We start from the raw sequence: 26,815 nt of genomic DNA on the forward strand, positions 1-26,815 counted from the left end.
AACATTTTGATCATGTAACTTAGTATAAACAGTACAAAAGTAGTAACTTGTAAAAAAGACATATCCTTGTTTAGGGGATATGTCATATTGAACAATTCTTATTAATTAAAGCTAAAAGATTGACGGGAATCATCCTTAGTCAAACTCTTCTCCTTCACCTGCTTTAACGTTGCTACGATAAGAAAACTAACAATCACTAATAAAAGCCATGAACTCACCTTCCCTAGGTGTACGAGACTCCAAGCTTCAGTTTGGTTTGGATATTTCCAGGCTCCAAAGAAGGTTGCGATGTTTTCTGCTATCCATATAAAAAATCCGATAAGAACAAAAGAAAGTGCGATTGGCATGCGATAACGAGTCCCATTTATTTCATAAAAAACCCATGATTGCCAAAAGACAATGATTACAAGTCCAGATAACCACCAACGAACGTCCAGCCAAAAGTGGTGAGTGAAAAAATTCAAGTAAATCGCAGCTGCAAGTGGTACAACTGCCGCAAGCGGTGGCCACTTTACGAGTTCAACATTAAGTCTTCTCCATGCCTGACAAAGATAACTCGCTACACTTGCGTACATGAATCCACTATACAAAGGAACTCCAAAGATTTTCGAATACCCTTCCTCAGGATAAGACCATGAACCCATATGTACTTTGAATAGTTCAAGTGCAAGTCCAATAAAGTGGAATACTGTGATTACCTTTAGCTCATCCTTTGTTTCCAGTCCAGAACGTACCATCCACCACTGCATTAAAAGACAAATAATAAGCAGCCAATCATAACGTGGAATAAAAGGGAGTGGAATAACTTGTTGTGTAATAGCCAAAGAGGCAAAAATAACAATAGGAAACAAGCAAGATAATGCCTGCTCCCAACCAAAACGAACAAGCTGTTTTAGTGCTCTCATACTCGCTGCCTCCAATTTTTAAAATTCTCTATTTAATCGTTCTCTTCATCATTTCGGTATTCTAGAATGTCGCCGGGCTGACAATCTAACGCCTTACAAATTGCATCTAAAGTTGATAAGCGAATGGCTTTTGCCTTTCCATTTTTCAAGATCGATAGGTTCGCCATTGTAATACCAACTCGCTCCGATAGCTCTGTTACGCTCATTTTCCTTTTAGCCAACATCACATCAACATTGATAATAATTGCCATATTTATCACCTCAAACCGTTAAGTCATTTTCTGATTTTATATCAATCGCTTCTTTTAACAGTTTTTGAAGAACAGCAGCAAAGACTGCAATTACCATCGAAGCAAATGGAACAATTAATCCAACAAAGATAACACCTGGGGCATCATCGAATTCCGCAAATAGATAGAAAAGCGGTAACACTAGCACATGCAACCCACTGATCGTAATGGCACAATATTTGATTTTTCTTAGGGCTTTTACAGACAAATCAGAAAAAGCTTCATTTTTATCAATATATTGTAAAAGTTTAAAAGCCTGAAACAACGCAAAGAAATAAGGTAATGCAGATGCGTAAAAAATGGTGGAAACGAGATATTTAATAAAAGCAATATCAGGCAGTAGTTCTGCCGAAACATCCCCTAACTCAGGCACCAAAAAAATGCATATAGCAAGTACCGGTAATCCCAATAAAATAACTGCTATTTTTAGAAAAAGTGTTGACATTAGTTTCATAAAACACACCTCACATAATTGTTTTCATATTGAATTTAACATAATATTTATCGATTTACAATAAAAATTTATTAAAGGGCATGGGGAAGGGCATGGGGAAGGGCATGGGGACAGGTTCGTTGTCCCAAAAAATAGGCGTTCTCGTTCCTGTTACGGGAGTTACATTTTTTTCATCAATTGTGTGATTATGGGACAAGGAACCTGTCCCTTTGTCCCATAAAAAAACTGGTCCACAACAAAAGTGACCAGTTTTTGATGATTTTTAGCAACCATAGTATGGTATACTAACATCTTACATATTTTCGTTTAAATCCTATTCTTCCTTTATCAATTTCCTTTTGAATAGTATCAAATGCATTCACAACACTGCTTTTTTTATTGTCGCGCTTTATTTCAACTGATCCAACAGACTTTGCGGTTTCAACTGCTTTTTCATGTAGCGGCAAATAAGAAGTCCCGACAGTGTAAATAAAATTATTCATGGAAGACTTCGTACGAGCAGGAGAATCATGGATTGTTTTTTCCACTTGATGAAGCATATTTGTGATCTTATCTTGGCTAAATTCAGAGTCAGGACGATTTCCTAAGAGCCAGCAGTAACAGCTCCAGCCTGCTGACATTCTAAGTTCTTCCCCGCTTGCAATCCATTTATCAGCAACTTCTTGGGCAAGATCCGTTTCAGCTAGTGTAACGGCAACCACATAATCAGATAGCATATAAAAATAGGCGTCTTTTATCCATCGTTCAAAATCATCCGCAGTCATTGCCTTTGGATCTGCAATAACACCAGCAAAATACATAGCATCATAATTCCCTGTAGCATATAACTGCTCAGCTAAAGGCTGATTTTTCTTGATTTTCTTTGCGAGCGGTTTCATTTTACCTGTAGGCACACCAAAAAGAGGCTCTTTCGCCCCATTGCCTATGTAAGTTTTTTTAGTTCGTTCCGTTCCGAGCGCTTCTAGCTCCTGCATAACTGTTTCTAAATCCACTGCTTTACACTCCCTCTCACATTATACTGCAATTTTTTTCTACCTTTTCACTTTACATTCTTTACAATTATTTTGATATCCTGTTCGTATTAGGCAGCTCAGCTAATTATTATGTTATGTACCAAACACATTGCATAAACAATTGATTTTCCTTTAATTCAGCTGTTAGAGTACCATTCATTTTTTCCATTAAACTTTTTGCAATCGGTAAACCAAGCCCTGTACCTTTACCGGTTCTTGTTTGGTCTGCTTTGTAAAATCGGTCAAACATATGTTGTACATTTAGTTCATTTAAATGGCTTACTGAGTTACTAATCGTTAGTTTAACGGATGAATCAGCCTTTTCAAGCCTTATAGTTATTTGTCCATTCGAATGTTTAATTGCGTTTACAATTAAATTTTCAATCACACGTTTAACAGCAGAAGAATCTGTGATAATAATCATATCATCATTGGGGATCTCTATGGTTGGCTCAAGACCTTTTTTATGAAATTCTTCATAAAATCCTACTAATACCTCTACTATCACATGATTTAATTTCATTTTTTCAATCTTTACTGGGTAATCTACTTGTTCTATAATCGAAAGCTCGAAAAAATCCTCTAGTAAAACCTTTAATCTTCCAGCACTATTTTTTATGGTACTTGTATATTCTTTTCTAGTCTCTGGAGTTATGTTATCTGCTTCTAATAATTGAATATAACCTAATATCGAAGTCATTGGTGTCCGAATATCATGTGATATATAAGAAATGGCCTGTTTGAACTCATTTTCAGATATGCGTTTTTCTGCATTAGCTTTCTTAGTTAAATCGATTTGGTTATTTATTTCCTTTGCGAGCTTCTCAAAATCTCTATCAAAATAGCTAATCGTTACTTTCGTTGCTGTTTTATCTTTGTTTAGTTCATTAAGTTGTCTCGTTGAACTTTTGATTTCCTTTTTTAGTAAAACTAGACGGGTGAGAACATACACGAAACTAATAATAAAGAAAATCATTACATACAGCATACATCTCACCCACCTTTCTTTTATTACTTAATTTCCTTTTTTTGATAAATAAAGCTACCTATAAGTCCGAAAGCTACAAATGTCAAAATTGGAATCACGACAATAATTAGAACCTCAGTACCCTTCAACTGATCGATGACAACAATATCATACACTAACTTAAATACAGAATGACTAATCATTGGTTCAAAAAATGGAGCTTTAGCTGCTAACACCTGAAGTGGCCAATCTACAAACATAAAAAACAAAAGTAGGAACCCTATTGTTTTACCACTGTCGGTAAACAGAATCGAAAAGACTGCCATGATTGAAGCAAATGCTGCTGAATAAAGAATAATTAATCCAATCGTTTGAAGATAATATGTCCATTCAGGCATGTCATCAAAACCAAAATATATAGCACTAGCACCTGTCATGATCATCGGTAATATTAATGAAATCACGATTGCTCCAACTGAAAACATCGCTAACTTAGCAAAATAAATTCTCAGCCTGCTATTACCGGAAGAAGCGATGCTTTTCATTGTTCCCATTGAGTATTCGCTTGTAATAAAGAAACCTGCTAATATACTTGGAATAAGCTTAACAATATTCGTGTGAACACCAAGAATTTCATTTCGATAATAGTCATTAACAATTGGCGGAGCTGAACCTTCTCTATCAAACTCTAATAGAGGAAACAAAAAAGAAATAGCAATTAACATCCATGTTAGTAACTGAAATGCGCGATCTTTTCTTAATTTATAGCCCTCTGATTTGATCAGATTACCCATGTTGTGCACCTCCGATCCGATGAGTAAAGTAGGTTTCTAAATCCTCACCCATTGGCATAAATTGTTCAATAACCAAATCTTCGTTTGTGAGAGCTTTAGATACTTCCCCTGGGGTGTCAACAAAGGCAAATAGCTTAATTGTTCCGTCTGACATTACCTCAAAATTCTTTGTTCCAAAATGTCTTTCAATAACGGTTGCTGCTTTATCTGGATTATCAACCTTAATATGCAAATATTGCTGACATTTTTCATTTAGTTCTTCAGCTGATAATTGCTCTATTAGTTCCCCATTATGAATGATTCCATAATGAGAAGCTAATAAATGAAGTTCGCTTAGTATATGACTTGAAATTAAGATCGTAATGCCATATTCTTGGTTAAGCTTTTTTAATAATTCCCTCATTTCGACAACACCCATTGGATCTAGTCCATTAATAGGCTCATCAAGAATTAAAAATTCAGGATCTCCAAGTAGTGCAATTGCAAGACCAAGTCGCTGTTTCATCCCTAATGAAAAATTCTTCGCTTTCTTTTTCCCGGTGTCTTGTAAACCTACTAGGGTGAGTGTTTTATTGATACATTCCTTTCCAGGTATTCCTTTAAGGAGCCTATGCGCTTCTAAATTTTCTGCAGCTGTCATATTCGGATATAAAGCAGGTCCCTCAATAATTGTCCCGATTCGTTTTCTTGCTTCAATCAACTCTTGTTCATTGGTTTTTCCGAATAACTCAATACTTCCTGTTGTTGGATAGGCTAGTCCACATACAAGACGAATGAGTGTTGATTTTCCAGCCCCATTTTGCCCGATAAATCCATAAATATACCCCTTTTTAATAGATACATTGACATGATTAAGTGCCATTTTTTTATGGTATTTTTTAGATAAAGAATTGGTTTTTAGAACATAATCATTCATAAACTTATTCCTCCTTCCTTCATCCTGTTCAAAAGAATTCAAGGGTATTCTATCTAGAACTTTCTTTTAAACTGAACATAGCTTTACTATAAGAAGGAAAACATAAGAAAAGCTTAAGATAAATCTTAAGAAAAACTTAAGTTTTAAGTCTATAGCCCATTCCCCAAATCGTTTCGATATATTCTTCATTCGGATTTGCTTTAGAAAGTTTACTTCTTATATTACTCATATGAACATTAACTGTATTTTCATCTCCATAATATTCCTCATTCCAAACACTTTCAAACAAGTTGGCTTTCGTGAACACTTTCTTTGGGGAGGAAACTAATAAAAACAAAATTTCATATTCAAGTGCTGTTAATTTTAACTCTATCTTATTCACATAGACTTTTTTTGCATCTGTATCCATAACAAGATCTTTATAGTGAATTTCTTTCGTTATTGGCAAATCTGATAATCTGCGATATCTTCGTAAGCAAGAGTCAATTCTGGCAGAAACCTCTTCAATATCAAAGGGTTTTGTTATATAGTCGTCCGCACCTGCTCTAAGGGCATCAATTTTTGTTTGTGTTTCTAACTTTGCCGAAATAATAATGGCTGGTACATGACTCTCGTTTGTTACTTTCTTAAGAATTTCTTCACCAGACAAACCAGGGAGCATTAAATCAATCAAGACCATATCAAATTTTTGACTCTCGAAATAAATCATTGCCTCCGTTCCTGAGTAAGCCGGCTTAGGAGTATAACCGCTTTTGCTTATAATATTACAAAGTAATCGATTTATATCTTCATCATCTTCAATCACTAAAATATTTACTGAACCATTCATCTCGTTCATCCTCACCATTTTGTTAAAATGGCTAACCACTCAAATTAGAAAGTGGTCAACCCTGTTCTTGTCATTATGAAAATAACATAAAAAAATATCAAACGCTCTTAAATTTTATTATTTTTTCATAATTGGAATGAGACATAGGGACAGGTTCATTGTCCCATTCGGCACATATAGGAAACCTCCTAATATACCCAGAAGTAGAAACGTTAGGTTTACTCATTAAAAATTCTGTAAAAGATACTAGTAAAAATAAGAAGGGAAAGAGGTATGTTAAGCAATCATAACCTTAAGAATAAAGTAGCTGTTATCACTGGCGCAGGTTCCGGTTTGGGGCGTGCGGCTGCGTTTCGTTTAGTAAGTGAAGGTGCAAGTGTATGCTTATTAGATGTGAATGAAGAACATGTAAGTAAGGTAAAGAAAGAAATTGAGGAAGCTGGTGGCAAGGCCCTAGCGAAAAAATGTGATATTAACTCACCAGAAGATATAAAAGAAGGAATGATGGCGGCGCACGATCATTGGGGTCATATGGATATTTTATTTGCCAATGCAGGTATAGCTGGAGAACTCGCTCCAATTGAGACGATGAATGAGGATGACTGGGACCGCACGATCAACACTAATCTAAAAGGTACTTTTCTTACCGTGAAACATGCGATTCCTTATATGAAAAAAATGGTGGTAGCATCATTATTACAAGCTCTGTAAGTGGAAGTCGTGTTTTCTCTCAAGCTGGGTTTACCGCTTATAGTACGTCAAAAGCAGGACAACTTGCTTTTATGAAAATGGCTGCATTAGAGCTTGCATCTTATAAAATTCGAGTAAACGCGATTTGTCCAGGTGCGATTGAAACAAACATCCAAAAATCGATTCACCACTCCCCTGATGTAAAAGAAGTGGAAATTCCTATTATTTATCCTGAAGGAGATCAACCACTTGAACATGGTCCAGGGAATTCGGAACAAGTTGCTAACTTAGTAACATTTTTGGCCTCCGACCTATCATCACATATTACAGGAACGGAGATTTTTATTGATGGAGCTGAATCTTTATTAAAATAACACGGGGACAGGTTCACTGTCCCACTACCCTTTTTTCTAGTGATTCTATTTGACTGGGACAGAAAACCTGTCCCTTTGTCCCACTTATGCTTGTGAAGTTAAAGGGTGCTTTAGTTCTTTGGGGAGATTCATTTCTTTTTCGCAACGAATAAATAAGACTTCACTTCCGTTAAATGTCTTCTTTTCTGTATGTAAACCATCAACAGTGAAATGGTAGTAAATTTTCTTTATAGATTCCAACGAGATATATTTTACGATCTTTAATAGGTCAACTTCCTTTTGGCTAATCACATCATAAATATGGAGTTCATTTTCTTCTTCGGTTATTTTGAAAATAACAATTACCTGTTCTTCTTCTAAATAATAAATATCATTTGGGAAAGCATTTTGGCAGTAGAATAATAGCAGCTCCTCTGTGTTCATGACTGCAAAATCATTTGAAATAGGTAATCGATTTTTAGCAAATTGATAGATAAATTGTAGGTCATTTATATTCTTACCATCTAACTTTTTAAAGTCAGTACTTTCTATTTCAGTATGATGTGAATTAACGATGTTAGAAATAAATTGTGTTTCCTCTATTCTTTTAAACCCAAATTTCGGATAAAAGTCCAATACTGAATGATTTGCAAATAAATACATGATATCATATGAGTCTTCATATTTTTCCAATACCTTGTTCATTAATCTTTTCGAAAGTCCTTTATTGCGATAATCAGGATGAGTCATAACCGTCCCTATCTGAATGCCCCGCTTAGTTTCTCCATTTATTAGCATATTCATTAGATTAACTGAAACATTAGCAACCACCTTATTTCCATCTGTATATGAAAATGGAATATACTTTTCCGTCCAAAACCCATTTTCATACCAGCTTTCAAAAGTAATACCGAAAATGCTGTTTGCTAATTCATTGAAGCTGTGTCTCAAGTCATCTTTTTCCTTGTAATCACAAACAAATTCTAAAGCTCCCATTTACAATTTCCCCCATCATTCTCTATTTTCTTCCCCTTTTTGCTCCATAACATTGTAAAGTTTTTTTACAAGATTCCTAAATTGCTTTACTTCCTCTAGGGAAAATTCCGAATAATATTTCTCAATAAGATAGCTGTCTACTCTATTATAGTTTTCAAATAAAAGACCCGCTTCGCTATCAAGAGATACAAAGACCTCTCTTCTATTGTTGATATTTACTTCCCTCTTTAAATAGTTTTCTTTTTCTAGTCTTCCAATAAGTTGACTAACTGAACTTAATGATAATCCCGTTTGTTGGCTGATTTCATTAACTGTTATGTTTTCAGCATCTCGAACTATTTGTAGAATTAAAAGCTGTTTTTGTGTAATTTCATGATTAAATAATGAGTTAAATTCCATGACCATTTTTGAATTCACCTTAGAGAGAAATTCAAATGCTTCTCTCACATACATTTCACGTTCCATTGCAATGAGATACCTCCACAACACTTTATGTATATAAACTATTTATATACGCGAAATATTTCTTTGTCAATATGTATGTATCATGAGGACTTCCACCTACTTACGTCAATAAAACATAAGAGCTCTGCCTACTTTCAGACAAAGCTCTTTTACAAGCATCATTATCAATAATATGGCACAAAAGGATATGGTGGGTATGGATAAAATAACGGTCGTGGTGCTAACAAGGCTCCCGCTGCTAAACCAGTCAAAAACGGAAATCCAAAACCGAATCCAAACGGTCTTCCAAAACCGAAACCAGGTCTTCCGTACCCATATCCAAACGGGCGACCGAAACCAAATCCGGGTCTACCAAAACCAAATCTTTCATCTGATCGATATAACTGATCATTATCATAATAGTAATTTGTCATCATATTCATAATCCTCCCTTTCATTTACGTCCTTATACGCAGGTAAACGATTGAATTTGCCTTAAGCTTATACCGAAAAATACCCATCTAAATCCGGTCCAGCGGTACCCGGAAATCGATTGTTGACCGATAAAGATTGGATAAAACCAAAATTGTTGATTACCGCTTAGCCACACATAAGTAAATCTAAACAAACATCTTCTAATACTACCTGGGTCCACCGCAAATGCTTGTGCTTGCTGTGTTTGTTGAGGTACAAAAGATGGCGGTGGTGATGATGGTGGTCCTGCTTGTGTTCCTTGACCTGGTTGTGATGTTGGTGCTCCTGGTGTTCCTAAACCTGGGGATGACATTGGCGCTCCTCCTGGTGTTCCTAGACCTGGGGGTGACATTGGCGCTCCTCCTGGTGTTCCTAGACCTGGGGGTGACATTGGCGCTCCTCCTGGTGTTCCCTGACCCGGGGATGTGAAAGGAGGCGGTGAACTAGGAAAACCTGGCATAAATTGTCTTGGATCATAAGTATTATAAGAAAAATCACTTGCTTGATAGACCCCATTACACGAACAATCATCCTGTTCATAGATCCCCTGCCAATATAGCTGTTCATGAGTTGGATACAAAAAAATCACTCCTAGATTTTTGTCAATTTCATCCTATTCATTGGACATTCGTCTATAAACTTGTACTTGGAAAATTGTGTGAATACCTAGAAAGAATACTTTCATGACACATAGGCACCAATTCATATTTAAAATGCATCCAATGTAATTGACTGGATTTCTAAGTTTTTCTACTACCAATTTAAAATACAATAGGTCTAAAAATGATTAAATTTTCCCACGTCTTCATTAAATTTTTTACCGAACGGGTACCCTTATTTTCAAAAAAACTGAGAACCGAAACCTAATCGCAATAAAATTTACAATAAATAACATTTCCGTCTAATTGCAGTCATAATATATAGCAATTACCATATCGGAGGATGATCTATGTCCCTTTTGCCTATCGTTGTTTCTTCCATTTGTACAAGCATTGGAGCTCTCCCAGTTTTGTTTATTAAAAACATTTCGCACAAAGGAAAAGATGTAACATTAGCTTTTACGGCTGGGATTATGGTTGCGGCTTCATCATATGGATTAATTCCATCTGCTATAAAGCTCTCAGATATTACGACTTTAGTTATTGGTATCTTAATAGGTACCTTTGTTCTTACTTTAATAGAAAGTGTACTTCCTCACACTGATCTAGATCACTCTAAACATCCCGTAGGACAAGCTCAAGTGTTACTATTTATGATCGCTATGTCGATTCATAATTTTCCTGAAGGATTATCTGTTGGAATATCTAATGTAAGTCATAATCTTGAGGTAGGATCTTTAGTTGCCTTTGCAATAGGATTACAAAACATTCCAGAAGGTTTTTTAGTGGCTTTATTCTTGGTTACACAGGGAATAAATCGCATGAAGGCTATTTTGTTTTCTGCTATGACCGGATTAATAGAATTATTTGCGGGAATGTTCGGATATTTATTCGGTGAATTTTTTCAACCAGTTGTGCCTTATGGATTAGCATTTGCAGCAGGTTCCATGTTATTTGTAGTTTACAAGGAACTAATTCCAGAAAGTCATGGAGATGGTAATGAAAGAGCGTCAACTATTACCTTTATTTTTGGATTTATTATGATGATTTGTTTGACGGAATTTTTTAGGTAGGTTCAAATAGGTATTACTATACAAATTAAATTCAAGCAAAAGGATAGAGCATCCTTAGTACAAGGATTGCTCTTATTTGAATTTATGTTAAAGAGTCACCTACTTTTGAGGGAGACTATCTGAATACATCAATATTAATGACGCGGTGCAAGTAACATTACGGAAACTCCAATTAAACATATACCCGCACCAACCCAATCATAGACATCAGGTGTTTTTTTATCAATTCCCCATCCCCATAGGACAGACAGAATCACAAACACACCTCCATACGCTGCATACACTCTTCCAAATGATGGGAAGGATTGAAAAGTTGCAATAACACCGTATAAAGCCAGAGCTATCCCTCCACCTACTCCCCAGTAAAAAGGCTTTCCTTCTCTTAACCACAACCAGATCAAATACCCTCCACCAATTTCAGCAATTCCTGCTAGAAAAAATAGCAATAGTGCACTAATCATTTTTAACACTCCCTCAATAAAGTTAATTTTTCTTAGAAATACTCATTCATTCTCAATATTTCATATTACCAAATAGCTGACGCACCAAGATTACAGGATATTATTTGAATTTATACAAATGATTTACAGGGTGGGGGCCATCCTATCAATCCAAACTGGATTAGTTTGGAAAATAAGTGTATAACCGTGCTAAGAAATCTCCACATAAATCACGGTCGCTAACCCTCCCATATCTCTCAGGATTGTAATCCATACTTTCCTTCGTCCTGCGTATCCATGAGGTGGAGGTTGGAAATGCTCCTTAGCTGGGTCAATTGCCCGAATGGAAAAAATATGCTCCAACTCTGCACTATTGGTGTTTGTAGAGAAATAATGTGTACTTATAGTGTTTTTCTAAAAGCTTTAAGCAGCCTGTAATAAATGTTTTTTAGGTAATCCACTTACTAGTTTAGATCCATCAAACTCACATTGTTTTTGTCCAATGACAAACAACACACGTAGTAGCTTACAACACAAGGCAATGAGTGACTGTTGCTTTTTTAACGGCTTTTCAGACCGTGTTGTATAGTATTGATGCAAGGCCTTAAACGTTGGATTATGGGCGACTAGTGGACGAATAGCCAAATATAAGGCTCGTCGTAGACGGCTTCGCCCTCTCTTGGTTATCCGAGTTTGACCTTTAAATTTACCTGAGCTGTGTTCTCGTAATGAGAGCCCAGCTAAATTAACTAGCTGTTGGGGGTGACTGTACTTTGTAATGTCACCTACTTCTGAGAAGAATAAAGCGATTGTGGTAGACCCCAATCCTGATATCTCCATCATTTGTTTAGCTCCCGGAAGTGTTTCCACTAGAGCTTCAAGCTCCGTATCTAATTGTTCTACCTGTTGTTTATATAACTTATACTGGTCAAGTAGATAATCTAATTCTCGCTTGGCAAACTGAATACCAATTTGTATCCCAATACTCTTTCGAGCAGCTTCTACTAGCTTCGTTGCTCGCTTAATTCCCACTCCTCGTTGAACATATGGCTTCCACTTCATCAACACCTCTTCCGGTGATAGTTCTTTAATTTGAGAAGGAAACGGAAACAATCGCAACGTACAAAAGGCTGCTTTTCCTTCCCAGTCTCCAAACACATCAAAGAATTCAGGAAAATAGCGTTGAATATGGTTTTGGATGCGTCCTTCTGTTGTCATCAGTTGTTTAGTAAGCTGATCTCGTAATTTGACGCCTTCTCTTAATTCGGCATAAACACCATCTAAGAGGTTTGGTACAGAGTATCGGCCATCCTTAATCAACTGTGCAATGACACGGGCATCCTTAGTATCATTTTTAGTAGGGGAATTGTCGTCAAGCTCTTTACTTTTCTTAACGTGCATAGGGTTTACGACGACGAAATCGTATCCTTTAGCTACTAAAAAATAAGCTAGACTAAACCAGTAATGACCAGTAGGTTCTACGCCAAGAATGACGTGATCCTTTGCATTTTCCTTCCGAAGAGCTTCTGCCCAATTCACTAGTTTTTGAAAGCCATGCATTCGATTTTCAAAGATCAAGCGTTTCCCGAACTCGATGCCTCGGTCATCTTGAGCACGTGCAACGTGTTTGTCTTTGGCAATATCAATGCCAACAATAAGAGTTGAAGGTGTAATTTGAGAGATTTTGTGATTTTGTGTATAATTCATTTTGAGTCCTCCTTGGTTACTTAATTAAGGGTCCTTAGTGCTGATCAGCTGCGGACACCTCGTACTATACCAAGAGGGCTCTTTTTGTTTCAATCCTCAAATTTCTTCATTACAGGAATGGCTCCTTACTTAATTCTTTAACGTATAAACCAAGACATTTAATTGAATAAGTAAAAAGCACATTCCACAAGAAATGTGCTTTTTGTAAGTTTACCATTATTTGACCTTTAAGAGACGTAAAGCATTTAAAATAACGATAATTGCGGCTCCAGTATCACTTAATACGGCTAACCAAAGTGTTAGATAACCTGGAAAGATTAAGACTAAAGCAACGATTTTTATTATAATAGAAAACCAAATATTTTGTTTAATAATGGTCAATGCTTTTCTACTTAAATGAATTGTGTGTGGAAGCTTTTCAAGATTATCTGCCATTAACACTATATCTGCTGTTTCCATCGCAGTATCTGTGCCTGCTCCGCCCATAGCAATTCCTAAATCTGCAGTTGCAAGTGCTGGTGCATCATTAATGCCATCTCCTACCATGGCTACCATATGACCTTCTTTTTGTAACTGCTTAATTGCATTTACTTTGTCTTCAGGTAATAGCTCGGCAAAATAACGGCTAACACTAGCTTCTTTAGAAATCATTTTCGCTGTCCCTTCATGATCACCGGTAAGCATGACAACTTCTTTAACTCCTACTTGCTTTAATCCATTTAATGCATTCACAGTGGTAGTTCGAATTGTATCAGCAACCGAAATAACTCCTAGAATTTCGTGCTGTGTACCAATGATCACTACTGTTTTTCCTTTGCTTTGAATATCCCTCACTTCAGAAACAACTGTATTTAATGGAATATTTAGTTCCTCAAAAAGCCTAGCATTACCCGCGTAGAATATCTCATTGTTAATAGTTGCTTGAACACCTTTGCCGACGATGCTTTTAAACGCTTCTGCTTCTTTAGGTTGAATTCCTTTGTTAGTTGTGTATTCAACAATTGTTTTTGCAATAGGATGTGTTGAATAGTTTTCTAATGTTAACGCAATAGATAATAATTCTTCTTCTGAGGTAGTAAACGATTTAATGTTTGAAACTTTTGGCTTTCCTTCAGTCAATGTTCCTGTTTTATCAAAGGCGATCGCTGTAATGCTACCTGCTCTTTCTAAAAATGTTCCGCCCTTAATAAGAATCCCGTTTTTAGCCGCATTACCAATGGCTGAAACAATCGCAACAGGCGTTGAAATGACCAGTGCACAAGGACAAGCTACAACTAATAGCTCAAGGCCTTTGTAAAACCATTCGCCGTAGGTTCCATAACCAAATAAAGGAGGAATCACCATAATAACTAATGCTAATAGAAAGACAATTGGTGTATAAATATTTGCAAATTTATCCACAAACGCTTGTGTAGGAGCTTTTTGCTCTTGTGCTTCCTCTACCAAATGAATAATTTTCGCGATCGTTGTGTCTTCTACTAACTTGGTTACACTTACTTCAAGTGATCCATTTTCATTTATCGTACCTGCATAAACGGTGTCTCCAGTTTCTTTATCAACTACAATTGATTCGCCCGTAATAGGCGCCTGATTGATACTGGACTCACCTTTGATTATTTTTCCATCCAACGGAATTTTCTCACCAGGTTTTATAACAAGAATATCTCCAACCGATATTTCTTCTACTGGCTTTTTCTTTAACTCTGATCCTACTTTAATCCAAGCTTCAGAAGGTGCCAAATCCATCAAGTTACGAATCGAATTTCTTGTTTTCTCAATCGACATATTTTGTAGAGTGGTTCCTAAAGCAAACAACCAAACAACAGTTGCTCCTTCTAGCCACTCACCAATAAGTGCCGCTCCAATTGCTGCAGCAGACATTAACACGTTCATGTCTAAAGAACGACTTTTAATCGAATAAAACGCACTTTTAACAGGTTTATAGCCACTTATAAACATCGCTGCAGCATATAAGATTGTAGTCATTAGACCTGAAATACCCGTGAAAGATCCAATAAAACCGAGTAAGATTAATATCCCAGAAAGGGTAATGTACCCATATCCTTCTTTCTTTTGAGGTGTTTGATTAGATTGACGATCATTAGAATTAAGGGATGCCTTAAAGCCAATTTTAGAAACCTCAGAAATAATATCATCTACACTGTTTTCGTGCTCAACCTTCATTTTTCCCGTCGAAAAGTTAACACTCACATCTTTCACACTAGCAATTGTGTTAAGATGTTTTTCAATACTTTTAGCACAGCTTCCACAGTCCATGCCCTCGACGTTATATATTCGAAGATTTTTGTTCTGCTTTAACGGTTCGACTGTGAATCCTAGCTTTTTCACTTCACTTTCAATTTTGTCAAATGCAGAGTGATTCATTCCAACGACTGTCAGCTTTGCTGTATTGTAATTGACCTTTGCCTCTTGAATGTCTTTTAAGCCTCTTAAACCTTTTTCAATCGTTAAACCACATGATGGGCAATCCATACCGTAAATACGGTATTCAGCTTTTTCCCCTTTTATAATAGTGTTTTGATTTGTACTTCCTTCCTTATTACTGCTGCAACAACTAGTGGTGTTTTCTACGACTTTTGTGTTACTACTACAGCAGCTTGTTGTTTCCTCCACCTTGGAATCTCCACTGCAACAACTTGTAGATTCTATATCTTCTAATCTATCTTTCTCTTTGGAACTACAACATTTGTCTGACATTTCTCTCACGCCCTAAACAATATGGTTTTCACAACAAGCAACGTCATTTTGTACGGTTTCTAGAACGTTATCGAACATTTTTAATAAATCTCTTACTTGCTGGTTGCTTATACTATAAAAAATATACTTTCCTTCTTGTCTTCCAACAATTAACCCACAGCCTCTTAAACACGCCAAATGCTGAGAAATATTTGATTGATTACCTTCTAAATCCGTTACGATTTGTGATACCGTTTTTTCCTCATCTTTAATGCACTCAAGAATTTGAATTCTGATTTTATGGGCAAAACCCTGTAAAAACTTCACTTTTGTATCAAGATTCATTTCTTTCGACAATTTTGACACCCCCATCATATTAAAAATTTCTAATATGTTTGATTAACAATATATTAGCAATTTCTAATATGTGTGTCAAAATATATAGTGAATTAGTGAATTTTATCGGATATAGAAAGTTAAATGTTGTTAAACCTCTTTTTACAATAAAAATGGGACAGTTAACCTGTCCCTATGTCCCACTTATTAAATTTTGTAGTTTTTGGAATTCTTCTGTTTCTGCGATTTGTTTATTTGCTTGTATGGTGTCCAGAGAGATTGATAGTAAGTGTTGTCTTGGATGTTTTGCTTCTGTTAATTCCTCTTGTATGAATTCGAGAAGCTCGGTGTATTTATTATGGTTTTCTTCCACTTGGATTATTTTCTTTAAGTCTGAAATAGTTTGGATTAGTAATTCCTGTGAATATTTACTGTTATTTTTATCTCCTATTAGCCTTTCAACTAGTTCAGGCTTAAATAGTTGCTCTTTCTTTTCATATACTTCATCTACTATTGATTTCATTCTCTTAACACTGTACCTTACAACAAAATCATAATCACGGTTTGATTCATAGGCTAATGAATAATACCTCATGTTTTGTTGAAGTATCCCCAAAAACATAATTGCACAATCCAATAGATAAGGTTGTTTTTCTTTCCCATATAACTCGATAAACCTCTTGTACGTCCATCTTATCGTTAGCCATTGTCCCTTTTTAATTGCTTGGTTTAATTCCTCATCCTTAATGAACGTAACTTCCTCAAGGAGTTTGAAGAGATTATTTTTTCGGTTTATTTCCATATGAAGCTTTACTTGATCGATAAAGATTTCAAGATCTGCTGGGTCTTTTCCAATTAATAAGGAGCTTCTCTCTTCTTCAATTTTTTTATAAATAGATGAAAAAATCGCAATTAACAATTCGTTTTTGGAAGAAAAATAATTATAGAATGTTCCTTTAGAAATATTGCTGAAATCTAAAATATCTTGTATGGATGTTGCTTGAAATCCTTTTTCAATAAATAATTGATGCGCTTTTTTAATCACCCGTATTTTTCGTTCATTCATTTTATCACCTTTTAGAAAACAAAAATAATTACATCTTTTTTATCCTATCTTAATTATTGCGTTTACACAAACTCATAAAAACATTTTTGTAGACAAAAATAGATTAGATGTAATAAGATATAGTCTATGTGAACAAACGGTTCAACTATTTATACTGATTGTATAGGAGAGGAAAGTATGGAACAAACAGTAAATAAACAACAAGAACAACGACCACCATATGGCCTATTAGCTGTATTAATGGTTGCTGCATTCATAGCGTTTTTAAATAATACACTATTGAATATTGCCCTGCCATCGATTATGAACGATTTAAAGGTTGAGGCTTCAACTGTTCAATGGCTAACAACTGGTTATATGCTAGTAAATGGAATTTTAATTCCAACAACAGCTTTTTTAATTCAAAAATATTCCGTGCGAAAGCTCTTTATTGCAGCGCTAGGATTATTTTTAACTGGAACAATTTTAGCTGGGGTTGCTCATGAATTTTCAATCTTATTAATAGGGAGAATGACGCAAGCATCAGGCTCGGCCATTTTAATGCCACTATTAATGAATGTCATGTTAGTAAGCTTCCCTGTTGAAAAACGAGGAGCAGCAATGGGAGTATTCGGACTGATCTTAATGGGAGCTCCAGCAATTGGACCAACATTATCAGGCTGGCTTGTAGAACATTATAATTGGAGAATGTTATTCCACTTTGTTACTCCAATTGCAGTAATCGTGTTTTTATTAGGTATATTTTTAATTAAAGACAAAAAGCAAACAGTAAATATTACGTTGGATTATTTTTCTGTGGTCCTCTCAAGCGTAGGGTTTGGGGGATTACTTTACGGATTTAGCTCTGCAGGAAACAAAGGCTGGGACAGTCCATATGTTTATGGAACAATCGCAGCTGGAGTGATTGGCTTAGCATGGTTTATCTTAAGACAAATTAGACAAGAAAAGCCGATGTTGAACTTTAAAATATTCAAATACCCAATGTATGCACTGTCTGTATCCATTTCAATGGTTGTAACAATGGCCATGTTTTCTGGGATGCTTTTATTGCCAATTTATACACAAAACTTACGTGGTATCACACCATTTGATGCTGGATTAATGTTATTGCCAGGTGCCATTATGATGGCAGTGATGTCACCTATTAACGGAAGACTTTTTGATAAATATGGCGGTCGTGTTTTAGCCATTATCGGCTTAACTATTACTGTCATAACAAGCTACTTCTTTAGTCAGTTAACACTAGAAACAACATACACAAATTTAGTCATTCTTTACACAGTTCGTATGTTCGGTATGTCTATGGTTATGATGCCAGTATCAACTAATGGTTTAAATCAATTACCTGCAAAGTATTACCCACATGGAACTGCGATGAACAATACACTTCAACAAGTCTCAGGTGCAATTGGGACAGCACTCCTTGTTACAGCCATGTCAAATCGTGCTGAAACAAGAGGTCAAGAGCTAGCTGAAGAAGCAACCAAAAATGCTAGTAGCATGACGACACAGCCAACAGCTGAGCAAATTGCCCAAATGAAACAACAAATTATGATGCAATCAACATTAGACGGTATTAACTTTGCTTTCTATATTTCCGTATTTATTGCTGCACTTGCCCTTTTCTTAGCATTCTTCATTAAAAGAGCGAAGCAAGCAGATGATATTATTGAAAGCAAAGAAGCGATGAAGGCTATGCCGAAGTTGGCAGATAACAATTGATTAGAAGAGAGGATTGTTCCTCTCTTTTTTTGAACAAAAAAGAGGATAGATGCTCTTAGGTGGAACATCATATCCTCTGATACAGTTTATAGTTTATCTAATATAATGATATTAACTGAATTTGCTGCTAACGTAACAACGGTAGAGTGGTTATCAACTTTAATGGTTGATTCAAATGGCACAACCTTCTCAGCGTTCTTTTTGTTAACATTTGGTGTGTGAACAAGAGATTCATCTCCTGTCACTGTTACCATTTTTCCATCAGCCGCTACATGGATGTCCTTCAATGAAATCTTCGTTGTTTTTTCAAATGGATCGGCATTTACTAATTTAACATAAACATGTTGGTCATCTTTTGTAACCGAATTGAAAATATCACTGTTATAAGCCTCTAACTTATAATCTAGCACCTTACTTGTAAACGTGCCATCTGTGTATGAGCAGATAAGTCGGTCCCCTGTTTCACCTCCATATTGAACGGTAATAGTGTATGGAGTATGATCTGTCAGCTCTTCATAGCAGCTTGATCGCAAATTACCAGCTGCTGTACTTGATGAATAGTCACCTAGCATATACCCTTGAACGCCTTCTTTATAAACTTTCACACCAGTAGCATTTCCGTTATAACCTATAGCATATTCTAGAACATTCTTTTTCTCAGGAGAAATATCTGTAAGACCTACCCCTACATAAAAACCGTCGGAACCACCAGCTTTTGTTGCATTCACTTCAACTCTATAGTTGGTCCAACTTTCGTTTATGATATATAACCCGTTTAATCCACCATTTTGAGCCTGTAAAACCAACCCTTTTTCTCGGTCAATTTTGTAACCAACTGAACCAGGAATGATTTCCCATGCAGCATTCAAGTCTTTTGTGAAGTCCTGATCGAGAAGTATTTTTTCACTCTTATTATCTATCACTCTTACACTCTTCACATGGACTTCAGCATTACCTGCCGCAATTTCAATACCTCTACGTGGAGTGAGCTCTGTTAGACGTCCATTTTGGTAAGACGAAAACGAAGTACCAAGCAATTTATCACCAAGATATCTGGCAAAAAGATGCTGAACATAATAGTTCGGCGTGTACCAAACACTTTCATCGTCAAACCAAATCAAATCTGGTGTCCAGCGATATGTTCCGTCTGTTAACACTTTGTTAAATAACGGTGCATAGGCAGCCAATCTTACCACATCTGAATTCTTTTCAAACCCAGTCATTATCGCTGCTTCAGCAATCGCTCCTGCTAATGTATTTTTATCTGTTGAAGCAAATTCGCCAACAAATACCTTCGAGGTCTCTCTTTCATCAAGATTTCCGTCCGGCTGATAAGCTCTGTAATAATAATTGTATCGATCTGCATTGTTTAACAGGTACTCATTAGAACGGTAATAATGTTCGTCAGCTATTGTGTCCATATAGTTCGGTTGTTTTTCATACCAAGTAACTTTTTCTTCTGTTACCGTCTTACCGTCTGTGAAATTCACGGTTGCAGATCCGGATAAATTTCCACTTAGAAACTTCCAACCGTCTTGATAAGCATCATCATCTGCTTGTGCCCCGACTGTTGAGATAATATGCAATTCATAGCCAGGATAATGCTTGTCCATATATTCATCAATAGCCGCTTTAAAGTTTTCAAAGTTCGCAAAAAACTCCGTACCCCAGTTCTCATTTCCAACACCTAAATAATGAAGATCAAACGGTGCTGCATGACCCATACTTTTACGTAAAGCTGCCCATTCGTTCTGTTCAAAATCAGTATTGATTGCAAAATCAATTAAATCTGTAAAACTTTTAACAAACGTATCTCTAAGCTCTCCACCAGCAGGATGGACATAATCTGAACGTGCCTGACAAAGTACACCACAAGCCATAACAGGTAATGGAGTTGCATTAAGGTCTTCAGCTAATTGGAAATATTCCATATATCCTAACCCCATCGTCATCATATAACCCCATACATTAAAGTTCTCTTTCCGTAACTCAATATCGCCTACAGAATCTTTCCATTCATATACATTATCCCAAATATAAGAGCCTTCAGATATACAGCCACCAGGAAAACGTAGAAATGTAGGATGTAAGTCTACTAGAGCATTCACTAAATCTTTTCTTAATCGATAATTTGGATTTCCCTTATAATTTGTATGAGCTGTAGTTGATCGTTCTTCCTCACCAGCTCCCCACACATCTCTAGGCATTAAGGAAACCATATCGATGGAAATCTCACCATGAAAAGTTAAAGCAAGCTGACCTAGTACTGTTTTGCTACCAGTTAATGAAATTTTGGATTCAACACCGTATTTCTTCCAATTGTTACCGCTTTCTATTCGGACTGTTATACTATCACTAATCTCATCACCATCCTGATTTTGTAGCTGAAGTGTAATGGATCCTCCATGTTCAGATTTAGCCCAGATCGTAAAATCGTATAAATTCTCTTTTCTAATAAACATAGCACAATGATTGTTAGAATCAGTAAATCCTCTGTTAGTTATCGTGCTACCATTCGGTACGGTTATATAATGAGAGTTCACATCTTGGTCGGTAATCCCAAAGAACTCGTTTAAACCTCCCCTATTGTTAACGATTACGTTTTCAATATCACCAAACCAAGCATGCAATGGTTCATGGTTTCTACCTGAAGAGCAGCCACACTCACCAGAAGCATGTGAATAGGTATCAAATACAAATGACTCGAATGAGCGATTTTGAATAAGCTCGGCATAAATACCACCATCAGCTGCATTGTTGATATCTTCATAAAACAATCCATATAATGTTTTGCTAATATCTATCACATCTTGGCTTCCGTCAATGGTTAGATGGTGTGAAGGAACCCATTTAGGAAGTACTGATACAGAAAAATCTTTTTCAGTCGTGTCATCTCCTTTGTTTAAAATGGCTGTTAATGTCACACCTTTTGGAATGGTAACGTCCCCTACTACACCTTCATTTGATAAGACAGCTTGATTACTTGAGTTCCAAGATACAGAAACTTTCCCACCCATAAGTGATGATGGTAAAGAAACGTCCTTTGTAACAACTGTGATAGGAAAAGATAAATATTTGTCTTTTGCAAGTTGAACGATTTCACCATCAGTAAGAGATTCACACATAACTTCAATGACTTCATCTTGCGTTAAACCGGCTTTATAAACGCGAAAATCTGTTAAAGAACCATTAAAATCTGGGTCCACTTCATGCTGTGAACGTCCAATAAAATTATTGCCGTAGCCTGTTGGATCTGAGAACGTTTCGAACCAGTTCCGTAATTTTTTATATGTACCACTCGAAGTTTGACTGATCGTTCCATCCGCAGCTACTTCACCGTTTACGTATATAACAGGTCCAGCGCTGCTCAATGTCCCGCCTTCTGTTCCTTTCACCGACATTGCCACATGTATCCATTCTCCAGAAGCGTAAGTTCTCCCGGCATCAGCCACGAGATCTCCGTCTGAAAAACAAACACCGCGTAAATTTCGTGATAAGAAAAGGTATGGTCCAGATGCATTTTTACCAAAATCGAAAAGCCTCTCCCATACATTTGTTCCTTTTTTTAAGTAAACCCAGGTAGAAACTGTAATTCCTGTAGCATCATTTATATCCCTTAGAAAACCTGCCGGAAGTTTCATATAAGAAGAGCCATTTTCTCCTCCTGCAAGCGTTATTGCTAATCTCCCACCTACGGATTCTATTATTGGTTTTGATGTTCCTTCTAGTACTGCATCATTCCCAAGACCTGAGAGATCTTTTCCGATATTTTCTGCATCATTAAAACGATAATGAGCAATGAGTCTATTTTTAATTTCTGTCATGGATACTCTCCTTTGCTGAAGTTAAATCTAATGTATGACTTTTTAATATAATAATAGAGAAAACTACTATAACATGTACTTACAAGATTCTTCTGAATAAAACAAATCTTGTACTTACAACTTTATTATAATAGGTATTTAATTAAATCCCAATATATTTTTAGAATTTTTTTAAAAAACATTCATGATCTTTCGCTCTCAACCCAGGAATGAAAATAGAGTTCTCATCCCATAATGTTGATACCGCAAACAGTGAGTATATAACGTGGTCTTTATTGGTGGTTCGACCCTGTACAAAAAACTGTTGGAATGAATTTGGTGTACAACCCATTGTTAGCTCCCTATGTCTAGGATGACTACGAACAGAAAAATGTTTAATTTCAAATTCATTCCACTGTCTGTGGAATAATTTTATGAAGGTGAATAAGGTGGAAACTTTACACAAACGTTGTGCTGGTTTGGATGTTCACTCAGAAACCATTGTGGCTTGTGTATTACTAGGTGATTCAGAAGCTGAATTGGAAAGAGTAATTGAAACTTTCCCAACATTAACGAAGGATTTATTTCGTCTGCTTAAATGGTTAGAAGAAAAAGAAGTCACTCTCACATTGCGATGGAGAGTACGGGAGTTTATTGGAAACCAGTTTACAACATCTTAGAAGATTTTTTTGATATTACTTTGGCTAATGCACAAAGGATTAAAAACGTTCCCGGTAGGAAGACAGATGTTTCGGACGCAGAATGGATAGCTAAATTATTAAGACATGGACTAATAGAGAAAAGCTTTGTCCCTCCAGAAGACTTTCGAAATTTACGAGATTTGACTCGACTTAGAAAGAAATGGATTGGGCATATGACATCTGAGAAGAACCGAATTCAAAAAGTGTTAGAGACTTCAAACATAAAATTAAGTACTGTTATTTCAGATGTTTTTGGTGTTTCAGGAAGGAAACTCTTGGAACAATTAATATCTGAAGGTTTTATTGATCAGGAAGAAGTTGAGAAAAAGATACATGGAAGAATGGCTCATAAAAAACAATTGATTACTGATTCTTTATTCGGTACATTAAATGATCATCAACTTTTTCTAATCCAACAATCCTGGATGCATATTACTTATCTAGAAACGTTAATATCCGATATTGAGAAAAGGATCGATGAAATCTTACTAGACTATCAGGAAGAAGTTCAACTTTTAATCACAATGCCGGGTATTAAAAAAGATACAGCTGCAGTCATCCTTGCAGAAATTGGTGTAGATATGGGACAGTTTCCAACTTCTAAACATCTCGCTTCATGGGCAGGATTATCACCTGGAAATCATGAAAGTGCAGGAAAAAGAAAAAGTACACGAACAGTTAGAGGAAATCCACATATTAAATCTGCATTGTGCGAAGCTGCATGGGCTGTTTCAAGGAGTCGTAATAAAAGGTTGGGAATCAAATATTGGTCGTTGGCTGCGAGAAGAGGAAAGAAAAAAGCACTCGTTGCCATAGGACACCGAATGCTTACGATTGTCTATCATATGCTTCAGAACAAAGAACCCTACCACGAGTTAACTTCAAATTAGCATTATAGACAAAAAATAGAAAAGTTAAACGAGAAACCGTAAAGTACGGTAGCTCTGCTTTCCTATTGCCAAATTTAATTATCTATAGCTTAATCAAATGCGATCAAGTTTAAACCTTTAATTTATTTTCACAGAAAAAGACCAGTATTTCTACTGATCTTTCCCTCTTCCATATACCCAATAGATTATATCCTAAGTGATCCACGAAATCCTCTAACAGCATAGTAAGAGTCCGCTCCATTATGATACACAAAGACGTGTCCGAAGCGAAAATCACAAAAAAGTGCCCCACCGAGTTCTCTAATATCAGTAGGCGTTTGCACCCAACTTGAAGTTTTCATATCAAAATTTCCAAGCTTCTGCAACTCTCGATATTGCTCTTCAGTTAAAAGTTCAATCCCCATATAAGTCGCCATATTAATGGCACTATTTTCAGGTTTATGTTTCTTTCTTGACTCTAGTGCTTCTTGGTCATAACAAACACTTCTACGACCTTTAGGGCTTTCTACTGAACAATCCATAAAAATATATTCTTTCTTCTCTTCATCAAAACCAACAACATCAGGTTCACCTTCAGTTTTTTCCATTTCATTGAGTGACCACAGTTTTTCAGGATTTCCAGCCAATCTTGCTTGTATTTCACCCCATTCAAAACCTTTATGGCGGTTCATATTTTTCACAAAACGCACTTTTAATACTTTGAGTAACTCTTCACCTTGCTCTAATGACAACTCTTTTTTCGTCATGGAACTCCACCTTATTTTATTATTTTAAATTGATTGATAAAATTTCTCTGTTGCTCAAATCGATATTCTTTCAAAATAATCAAGTAACTTCAGTTTACATTAAACTATTTTATTTAGTAAATCGATTACTCAAAATCAAAAAAGAACTAACCCTATACGGATTAGTTCTTCGGTAAGTTTTTTAAAATTATGTAATATTTAATAGAAAGAAGTGACTTAAACTATCCGCTCGACTTCTGCCTATACTATTGATAGATGTAACTCTTTAGCCTCTTGAATAATTCCTTATGCAATAAGAATGGCTCCGCAGGTAGGACTCGAACCTACGACCGATCGGTTAACAGCCGATAGCTCTACCACTGAGCTACTGCGGAACAAGTATAAACGAACTTATGGTGGGCCTAAATGGACTCGAACCATCGACCTCACGCTTATCAGGCGTGCGCTCTAACCAGCTGAGCTATAGGCCCTAGTTTTGGAGCGGGTGAAGGGAATCGAACCCTCATCATCAGCTTGGAAGGCTGAGGTTTTACCACTAAACTACACCCGCAAATTATATTAATGTTTTATCTAAATGGCGGTCCGGACGGGACTCGAACCCGCGACCTCCTGCGTGACAGGCAGGCATTCTAACCAACTGAACTACCGGACCGGAGTTTTTTCAAGTAGTGAAAATAACTTACCTTAACATAATATATTTTTAAGAACATTACATTTAAAGTTTGATTGCACTTAACAGCACTACTATATTGACTTGCTTAGAAGATTACTCTGCGCAGCATCGTCAACTGAAATTGGTTGCGGGGACAGGATTTGAACCTGCGACCTTCGGGTTATGAGCCCGACGAGCTACCAGACTGCTCCACCCCGCGACAATATTATCTTTTAAATATGGAGGAGGAAGGGGGATTCGAACCCCCGCGGGCTTTGACACCCCTGTCGGTTTTCAAGACCGATCCCTTCAGCCGGACTTGGGTATTCCTCCGTAATAATTAAAAATATTAACACACATCTGATAAGAAAATTGCACTACCAAATGATGTAATTAGCTATATGGTATGCTCTTTTCACTAGTGTAAAAAAATGGTGGAGGATGACGGGATCGAACCGCCGACCCCCTGCTTGTAAGGCAGGTGCTCTCCCAGCTGAGCTAATCCTCCGAAATAACACGAAATTTTTGACTTTCATTAAGGTAAGTTATTTTCGCTAGCGCGAAAGAACTATGGTGACCCATACGGGATTCGAACCCGTGTTACCGCCGTGAAAGGGCGGTGTCTTAACCGCTTGACCAATGGGCCATATTTTAATAATAACAAACCTATAAAAGTTTGCCTGGCAACGTCCTACTCTCACAGGGGGAATCCCCCAACTACCATTGGCGCTGAAGAGCTTAACTTCCGTGTTCGGCATGAGAACGGGTGTGACCTCTTCGCCATCATTACCAGACATTATGTAGTTTGAAGGATGTTCCTTCAAAACTAGATAACGATACACAATTCAATTTCACTCTACTGAGTTTATGCTCTTACTTTGTCCAGCTCCAGAAGCCAAATCCTACGGTAATTTCACTCTCTCAAAGAAGTCAAAGAAAGACTTCATCTCGATCGCTCCAATTCCCTATGGATAAAAGCTAAGCTTCTTCCGCTTTTCTGATAGGTTAAGTCCTCGATCGATTAGTATCAGTCAGCTCCACACGTCACCGCGCTTCCACCTCTGACCTATCAACCTGATCATCTTTCAGGGATCTTACTAGCTAATGCTATGGGAAATCTCATCTTGAGGGGGGCTTCATGCTTAGATGCTTTCAGCACTTATCCCTTCCGCACATAGCTACCCAGCTATGCCTTTGGCAAGACAACTGGTACACCAGCGGTGCGTCCATCCCGGTCCTCTCGTACTAAGGACAGCTC

21 protein-coding genes, 8 tRNA genes, 2 rRNA genes and 2 pseudogenes (1 of these 33 running past the window's edge) are annotated in these 26,815 nt (G+C 36.6%); 4 read left to right on the forward strand and 29 right to left on the reverse strand.

What is annotated here, in order from left to right:
• Window positions 1-101: 101 nt before the first annotated feature.
• From D9842_RS08845 to D9842_RS08880, 8 genes are all read right to left on the reverse strand, one after another.
• Window positions 102-905, reverse strand: a complete 804-nt coding sequence (locus tag D9842_RS08845) for a DUF817 domain-containing protein (RefSeq protein WP_121662216.1) — start codon at window positions 903-905, stop codon at window positions 102-104.
• Window positions 906-937: 32 nt separating this feature from the next.
• Window positions 938-1,156: a helix-turn-helix domain-containing protein gene (locus D9842_RS08850; protein ID WP_121662217.1), complete on the reverse strand. Its 219-nt coding sequence runs from the start codon at window positions 1,154-1,156 to the stop codon at window positions 938-940.
• Between the two features lie 10 nt (window positions 1,157-1,166).
• Window positions 1,167-1,649 (reverse strand): DUF2975 domain-containing protein, encoded by a 483-nt coding sequence (locus D9842_RS08855; RefSeq protein ID WP_121662218.1) that lies wholly within the window; start codon window positions 1,647-1,649, stop codon window positions 1,167-1,169.
• 284 nt (window positions 1,650-1,933) lie between these two features.
• Window positions 1,934-2,641 carry a DNA alkylation repair protein gene (locus D9842_RS08860; RefSeq protein ID WP_121662219.1) on the reverse strand — a complete coding sequence of 236 codons (708 nt, stop codon included), beginning with the start codon at window positions 2,639-2,641 and terminating at the stop codon, window positions 1,934-1,936.
• 109 nt (window positions 2,642-2,750) lie between these two features.
• Window positions 2,751-3,650, reverse strand: coding sequence for a sensor histidine kinase (locus tag D9842_RS08865; protein ID WP_121662220.1), 900 nt, complete (start codon window positions 3,648-3,650; stop codon window positions 2,751-2,753).
• Window positions 3,651-3,673: 23 nt separating this feature from the next.
• Window positions 3,674-4,423: an ABC transporter permease gene (locus D9842_RS08870; protein ID WP_121662221.1), complete on the reverse strand. Its 750-nt coding sequence runs from the start codon at window positions 4,421-4,423 to the stop codon at window positions 3,674-3,676.
• Window positions 4,416-5,339: an ABC transporter ATP-binding protein gene (locus tag D9842_RS08875; protein ID WP_121662222.1), complete on the reverse strand. Its 924-nt coding sequence runs from the start codon at window positions 5,337-5,339 to the stop codon at window positions 4,416-4,418. Before D9842_RS08875 ends, D9842_RS08870 begins: the two co-directional genes overlap by 8 nt.
• Before the next feature lie 136 nt (window positions 5,340-5,475).
• Window positions 5,476-6,168 (reverse strand): response regulator transcription factor, encoded by a 693-nt coding sequence (locus D9842_RS08880; protein WP_121662223.1) that lies wholly within the window; start codon window positions 6,166-6,168, stop codon window positions 5,476-5,478.
• A gap of 273 nt (window positions 6,169-6,441) precedes the next feature.
• Between D9842_RS08880 and D9842_RS08885 the strand changes: the two are divergent.
• Window positions 6,442-7,232 (forward strand): annotated as a pseudogene (locus tag D9842_RS08885) (SDR family oxidoreductase).
• Window positions 7,233-7,316: 84 nt separating this feature from the next.
• Here D9842_RS08885 and D9842_RS08890 read toward each other — a convergent pair.
• From D9842_RS08890 to D9842_RS08905, 4 genes are all read right to left on the reverse strand, one after another.
• Window positions 7,317-8,207 carry a GNAT family N-acetyltransferase gene (locus tag D9842_RS08890; RefSeq protein WP_121662224.1) on the reverse strand — a complete coding sequence of 297 codons (891 nt, stop codon included), beginning with the start codon at window positions 8,205-8,207 and terminating at the stop codon, window positions 7,317-7,319.
• Window positions 8,208-8,222: 15 nt separating this feature from the next.
• Entirely contained in the window at window positions 8,223-8,672 is a 450-nt protein-coding gene (locus D9842_RS08895; protein ID WP_121662225.1) for a MarR family winged helix-turn-helix transcriptional regulator, read from the reverse strand.
• A 164-nt stretch (window positions 8,673-8,836) separates the two neighbouring features.
• Window positions 8,837-9,094: a spore coat protein gene (locus tag D9842_RS08900; RefSeq protein ID WP_121662226.1), complete on the reverse strand. Its 258-nt coding sequence runs from the start codon at window positions 9,092-9,094 to the stop codon at window positions 8,837-8,839.
• 23 nt (window positions 9,095-9,117) lie between these two features.
• Window positions 9,118-9,714 (reverse strand): hypothetical protein, encoded by a 597-nt coding sequence (locus D9842_RS08905; protein WP_445159125.1) that lies wholly within the window; start codon window positions 9,712-9,714, stop codon window positions 9,118-9,120.
• A 360-nt stretch (window positions 9,715-10,074) separates the two neighbouring features.
• Between D9842_RS08905 and D9842_RS08910 the strand changes: the two genes are divergently transcribed.
• Window positions 10,075-10,797 (forward strand): ZIP family metal transporter, encoded by a 723-nt coding sequence (locus D9842_RS08910; RefSeq protein ID WP_121662227.1) that lies wholly within the window; start codon window positions 10,075-10,077, stop codon window positions 10,795-10,797.
• 134 nt (window positions 10,798-10,931) lie between these two features.
• Here D9842_RS08910 and D9842_RS08915 read toward each other — a convergent pair whose 3' ends face one another.
• The 5 genes from D9842_RS08915 to D9842_RS08935 all read right to left on the reverse strand — a co-directional run bounded on the left by D9842_RS08915 (window position 10,932) and on the right by D9842_RS08935 (window position 17,043).
• Complete coding sequence (locus D9842_RS08915) at window positions 10,932-11,258, reverse strand: YnfA family protein (RefSeq protein ID WP_121662228.1); 327 nt, start codon at window positions 11,256-11,258, stop codon at window positions 10,932-10,934.
• A 402-nt stretch (window positions 11,259-11,660) separates the two neighbouring features.
• Entirely contained in the window at window positions 11,661-12,944 is a 1,284-nt protein-coding gene (locus D9842_RS08920) for an IS110 family RNA-guided transposase (RefSeq protein ID WP_121662104.1), read from the reverse strand.
• 216 nt (window positions 12,945-13,160) lie between these two features.
• Window positions 13,161-15,662, reverse strand: a complete 2,502-nt coding sequence (locus tag D9842_RS08925; RefSeq protein WP_121662229.1) for a heavy metal translocating P-type ATPase — start codon at window positions 15,660-15,662, stop codon at window positions 13,161-13,163.
• A gap of 12 nt (window positions 15,663-15,674) precedes the next feature.
• Window positions 15,675-15,986, reverse strand: a complete 312-nt coding sequence (locus D9842_RS08930) for an ArsR/SmtB family transcription factor (RefSeq protein WP_257536059.1) — start codon at window positions 15,984-15,986, stop codon at window positions 15,675-15,677.
• Between the two features lie 184 nt (window positions 15,987-16,170).
• Window positions 16,171-17,043, reverse strand: coding sequence for a TetR/AcrR family transcriptional regulator (locus D9842_RS08935; RefSeq protein ID WP_121662230.1), 873 nt, complete (start codon window positions 17,041-17,043; stop codon window positions 16,171-16,173).
• A 177-nt stretch (window positions 17,044-17,220) separates the two neighbouring features.
• Between D9842_RS08935 and D9842_RS08940 the strand changes: the two genes are divergently transcribed.
• Window positions 17,221-18,765 carry a DHA2 family efflux MFS transporter permease subunit gene (locus tag D9842_RS08940; protein ID WP_121662231.1) on the forward strand — a complete coding sequence of 515 codons (1,545 nt, stop codon included), beginning with the start codon at window positions 17,221-17,223 and terminating at the stop codon, window positions 18,763-18,765.
• A gap of 86 nt (window positions 18,766-18,851) precedes the next feature.
• Here D9842_RS08940 and D9842_RS08945 read toward each other — a convergent pair whose 3' ends face one another.
• A complete protein-coding gene (locus D9842_RS08945) occupies window positions 18,852-22,589 on the reverse strand; it encodes an alpha-L-arabinofuranosidase C-terminal domain-containing protein (protein ID WP_121662232.1) in 3,738 nt (1,245 codons plus the stop codon).
• A 428-nt stretch (window positions 22,590-23,017) separates the two neighbouring features.
• Between D9842_RS08945 and D9842_RS08950 the strand changes: the two are divergent.
• Window positions 23,018-24,159, forward strand: a pseudogene (locus D9842_RS08950) (IS110 family transposase).
• A gap of 185 nt (window positions 24,160-24,344) precedes the next feature.
• On the opposite strand, the gene D9842_RS08955 reads toward D9842_RS08950, so the two are convergent.
• The 11 genes from D9842_RS08955 to D9842_RS09005 all read right to left on the reverse strand — a co-directional run.
• On the reverse strand, window positions 24,345-24,905 hold the full coding sequence (locus D9842_RS08955; RefSeq protein ID WP_121662233.1) for a DUF4256 domain-containing protein: 561 nt from the start codon (window positions 24,903-24,905) through the stop codon (window positions 24,345-24,347).
• Between the two features lie 299 nt (window positions 24,906-25,204).
• Window positions 25,205-25,279: transfer RNA gene (locus tag D9842_RS08960), tRNA-Asn, on the reverse strand.
• A gap of 19 nt (window positions 25,280-25,298) precedes the next feature.
• Window positions 25,299-25,375, reverse strand: a tRNA-Ile gene (locus tag D9842_RS08965).
• 6 nt (window positions 25,376-25,381) lie between these two features.
• Window positions 25,382-25,455, reverse strand: a tRNA-Gly gene (locus tag D9842_RS08970).
• Window positions 25,456-25,480: 25 nt separating this feature from the next.
• Window positions 25,481-25,557 (reverse strand) — tRNA-Asp (locus D9842_RS08975).
• Window positions 25,558-25,700: 143 nt separating this feature from the next.
• Window positions 25,701-25,777, reverse strand: a tRNA-Met gene (locus D9842_RS08980).
• 20 nt (window positions 25,778-25,797) lie between these two features.
• A tRNA-Ser gene (locus D9842_RS08985) sits at window positions 25,798-25,890 on the reverse strand.
• A gap of 99 nt (window positions 25,891-25,989) precedes the next feature.
• Window positions 25,990-26,065, reverse strand: a tRNA-Val gene (locus D9842_RS08990).
• Window positions 26,066-26,128: 63 nt separating this feature from the next.
• Window positions 26,129-26,203: transfer RNA gene (locus tag D9842_RS08995), tRNA-Glu, on the reverse strand.
• Between the two features lie 32 nt (window positions 26,204-26,235).
• A 5S ribosomal RNA gene (gene rrf / locus D9842_RS09000) occupies window positions 26,236-26,351 on the reverse strand.
• A gap of 207 nt (window positions 26,352-26,558) precedes the next feature.
• Window positions 26,559-26,815 (reverse strand): 23S ribosomal RNA (locus D9842_RS09005); it runs 2,695 nt beyond the window's last position.

Origin of the sequence: Metabacillus litoralis (assembly GCF_003667825.1) — a bacterium.
Classification (GTDB): Bacteria; Bacillota; Bacilli; order Bacillales; family Bacillaceae; genus Metabacillus; species Metabacillus litoralis_B.

Bases quoted from the DNA above. Each gene is read 5' to 3' on its own strand.
- D9842_RS08900 (WP_121662226.1), bottom strand. From the start codon at position 9,094: ATGAATATGATGACAAATTACTATTATGATAATGATCAGTTATATCGA.
- D9842_RS08925 (WP_121662229.1), bottom strand. From the start codon at position 15,662: ATGTCAGACAAATGTTGTAGTTCCAAAGAGAAAGATAGATTAGAAGAT.
- D9842_RS08855 (WP_121662218.1), bottom strand. From the start codon at position 1,649: ATGAAACTAATGTCAACACTTTTTCTAAAAATAGCAGTTATTTTATTG.
- D9842_RS08850 (WP_121662217.1), bottom strand. From the start codon at position 1,156: ATGGCAATTATTATCAATGTTGATGTGATGTTGGCTAAAAGGAAAATG.
- D9842_RS08890 (WP_121662224.1), bottom strand. From the start codon at position 8,207: ATGGGAGCTTTAGAATTTGTTTGTGATTACAAGGAAAAAGATGACTTG.
- D9842_RS08935 (WP_121662230.1), bottom strand. From the start codon at position 17,043: ATGAATGAACGAAAAATACGGGTGATTAAAAAAGCGCATCAATTATTT.
- D9842_RS08945 (WP_121662232.1), bottom strand. From the start codon at position 22,589: ATGACAGAAATTAAAAATAGACTCATTGCTCATTATCGTTTTAATGAT.
- D9842_RS08940 (WP_121662231.1), top strand. From the start codon at position 17,221: ATGGAACAAACAGTAAATAAACAACAAGAACAACGACCACCATATGGC.
- D9842_RS08930 (WP_257536059.1), bottom strand. From the start codon at position 15,986: ATGAATCTTGATACAAAAGTGAAGTTTTTACAGGGTTTTGCCCATAAA.
- D9842_RS08865 (WP_121662220.1), bottom strand. From the start codon at position 3,650: ATGCTGTATGTAATGATTTTCTTTATTATTAGTTTCGTGTATGTTCTC.
- D9842_RS08955 (WP_121662233.1), bottom strand. From the start codon at position 24,905: ATGACGAAAAAAGAGTTGTCATTAGAGCAAGGTGAAGAGTTACTCAAA.
- D9842_RS08870 (WP_121662221.1), bottom strand. From the start codon at position 4,423: ATGGGTAATCTGATCAAATCAGAGGGCTATAAATTAAGAAAAGATCGC.
- D9842_RS08875 (WP_121662222.1), bottom strand. From the start codon at position 5,339: ATGAATGATTATGTTCTAAAAACCAATTCTTTATCTAAAAAATACCAT.
- D9842_RS08880 (WP_121662223.1), bottom strand. From the start codon at position 6,168: ATGAATGGTTCAGTAAATATTTTAGTGATTGAAGATGATGAAGATATA.
- D9842_RS08920 (WP_121662104.1), bottom strand. From the start codon at position 12,944: ATGAATTATACACAAAATCACAAAATCTCTCAAATTACACCTTCAACT.
- D9842_RS08895 (WP_121662225.1), bottom strand. From the start codon at position 8,672: ATGGAACGTGAAATGTATGTGAGAGAAGCATTTGAATTTCTCTCTAAG.
- D9842_RS08910 (WP_121662227.1), top strand. From the start codon at position 10,075: ATGTCCCTTTTGCCTATCGTTGTTTCTTCCATTTGTACAAGCATTGGA.
- D9842_RS08845 (WP_121662216.1), bottom strand. From the start codon at position 905: ATGAGAGCACTAAAACAGCTTGTTCGTTTTGGTTGGGAGCAGGCATTA.
- D9842_RS08915 (WP_121662228.1), bottom strand. From the start codon at position 11,258: ATGATTAGTGCACTATTGCTATTTTTTCTAGCAGGAATTGCTGAAATT.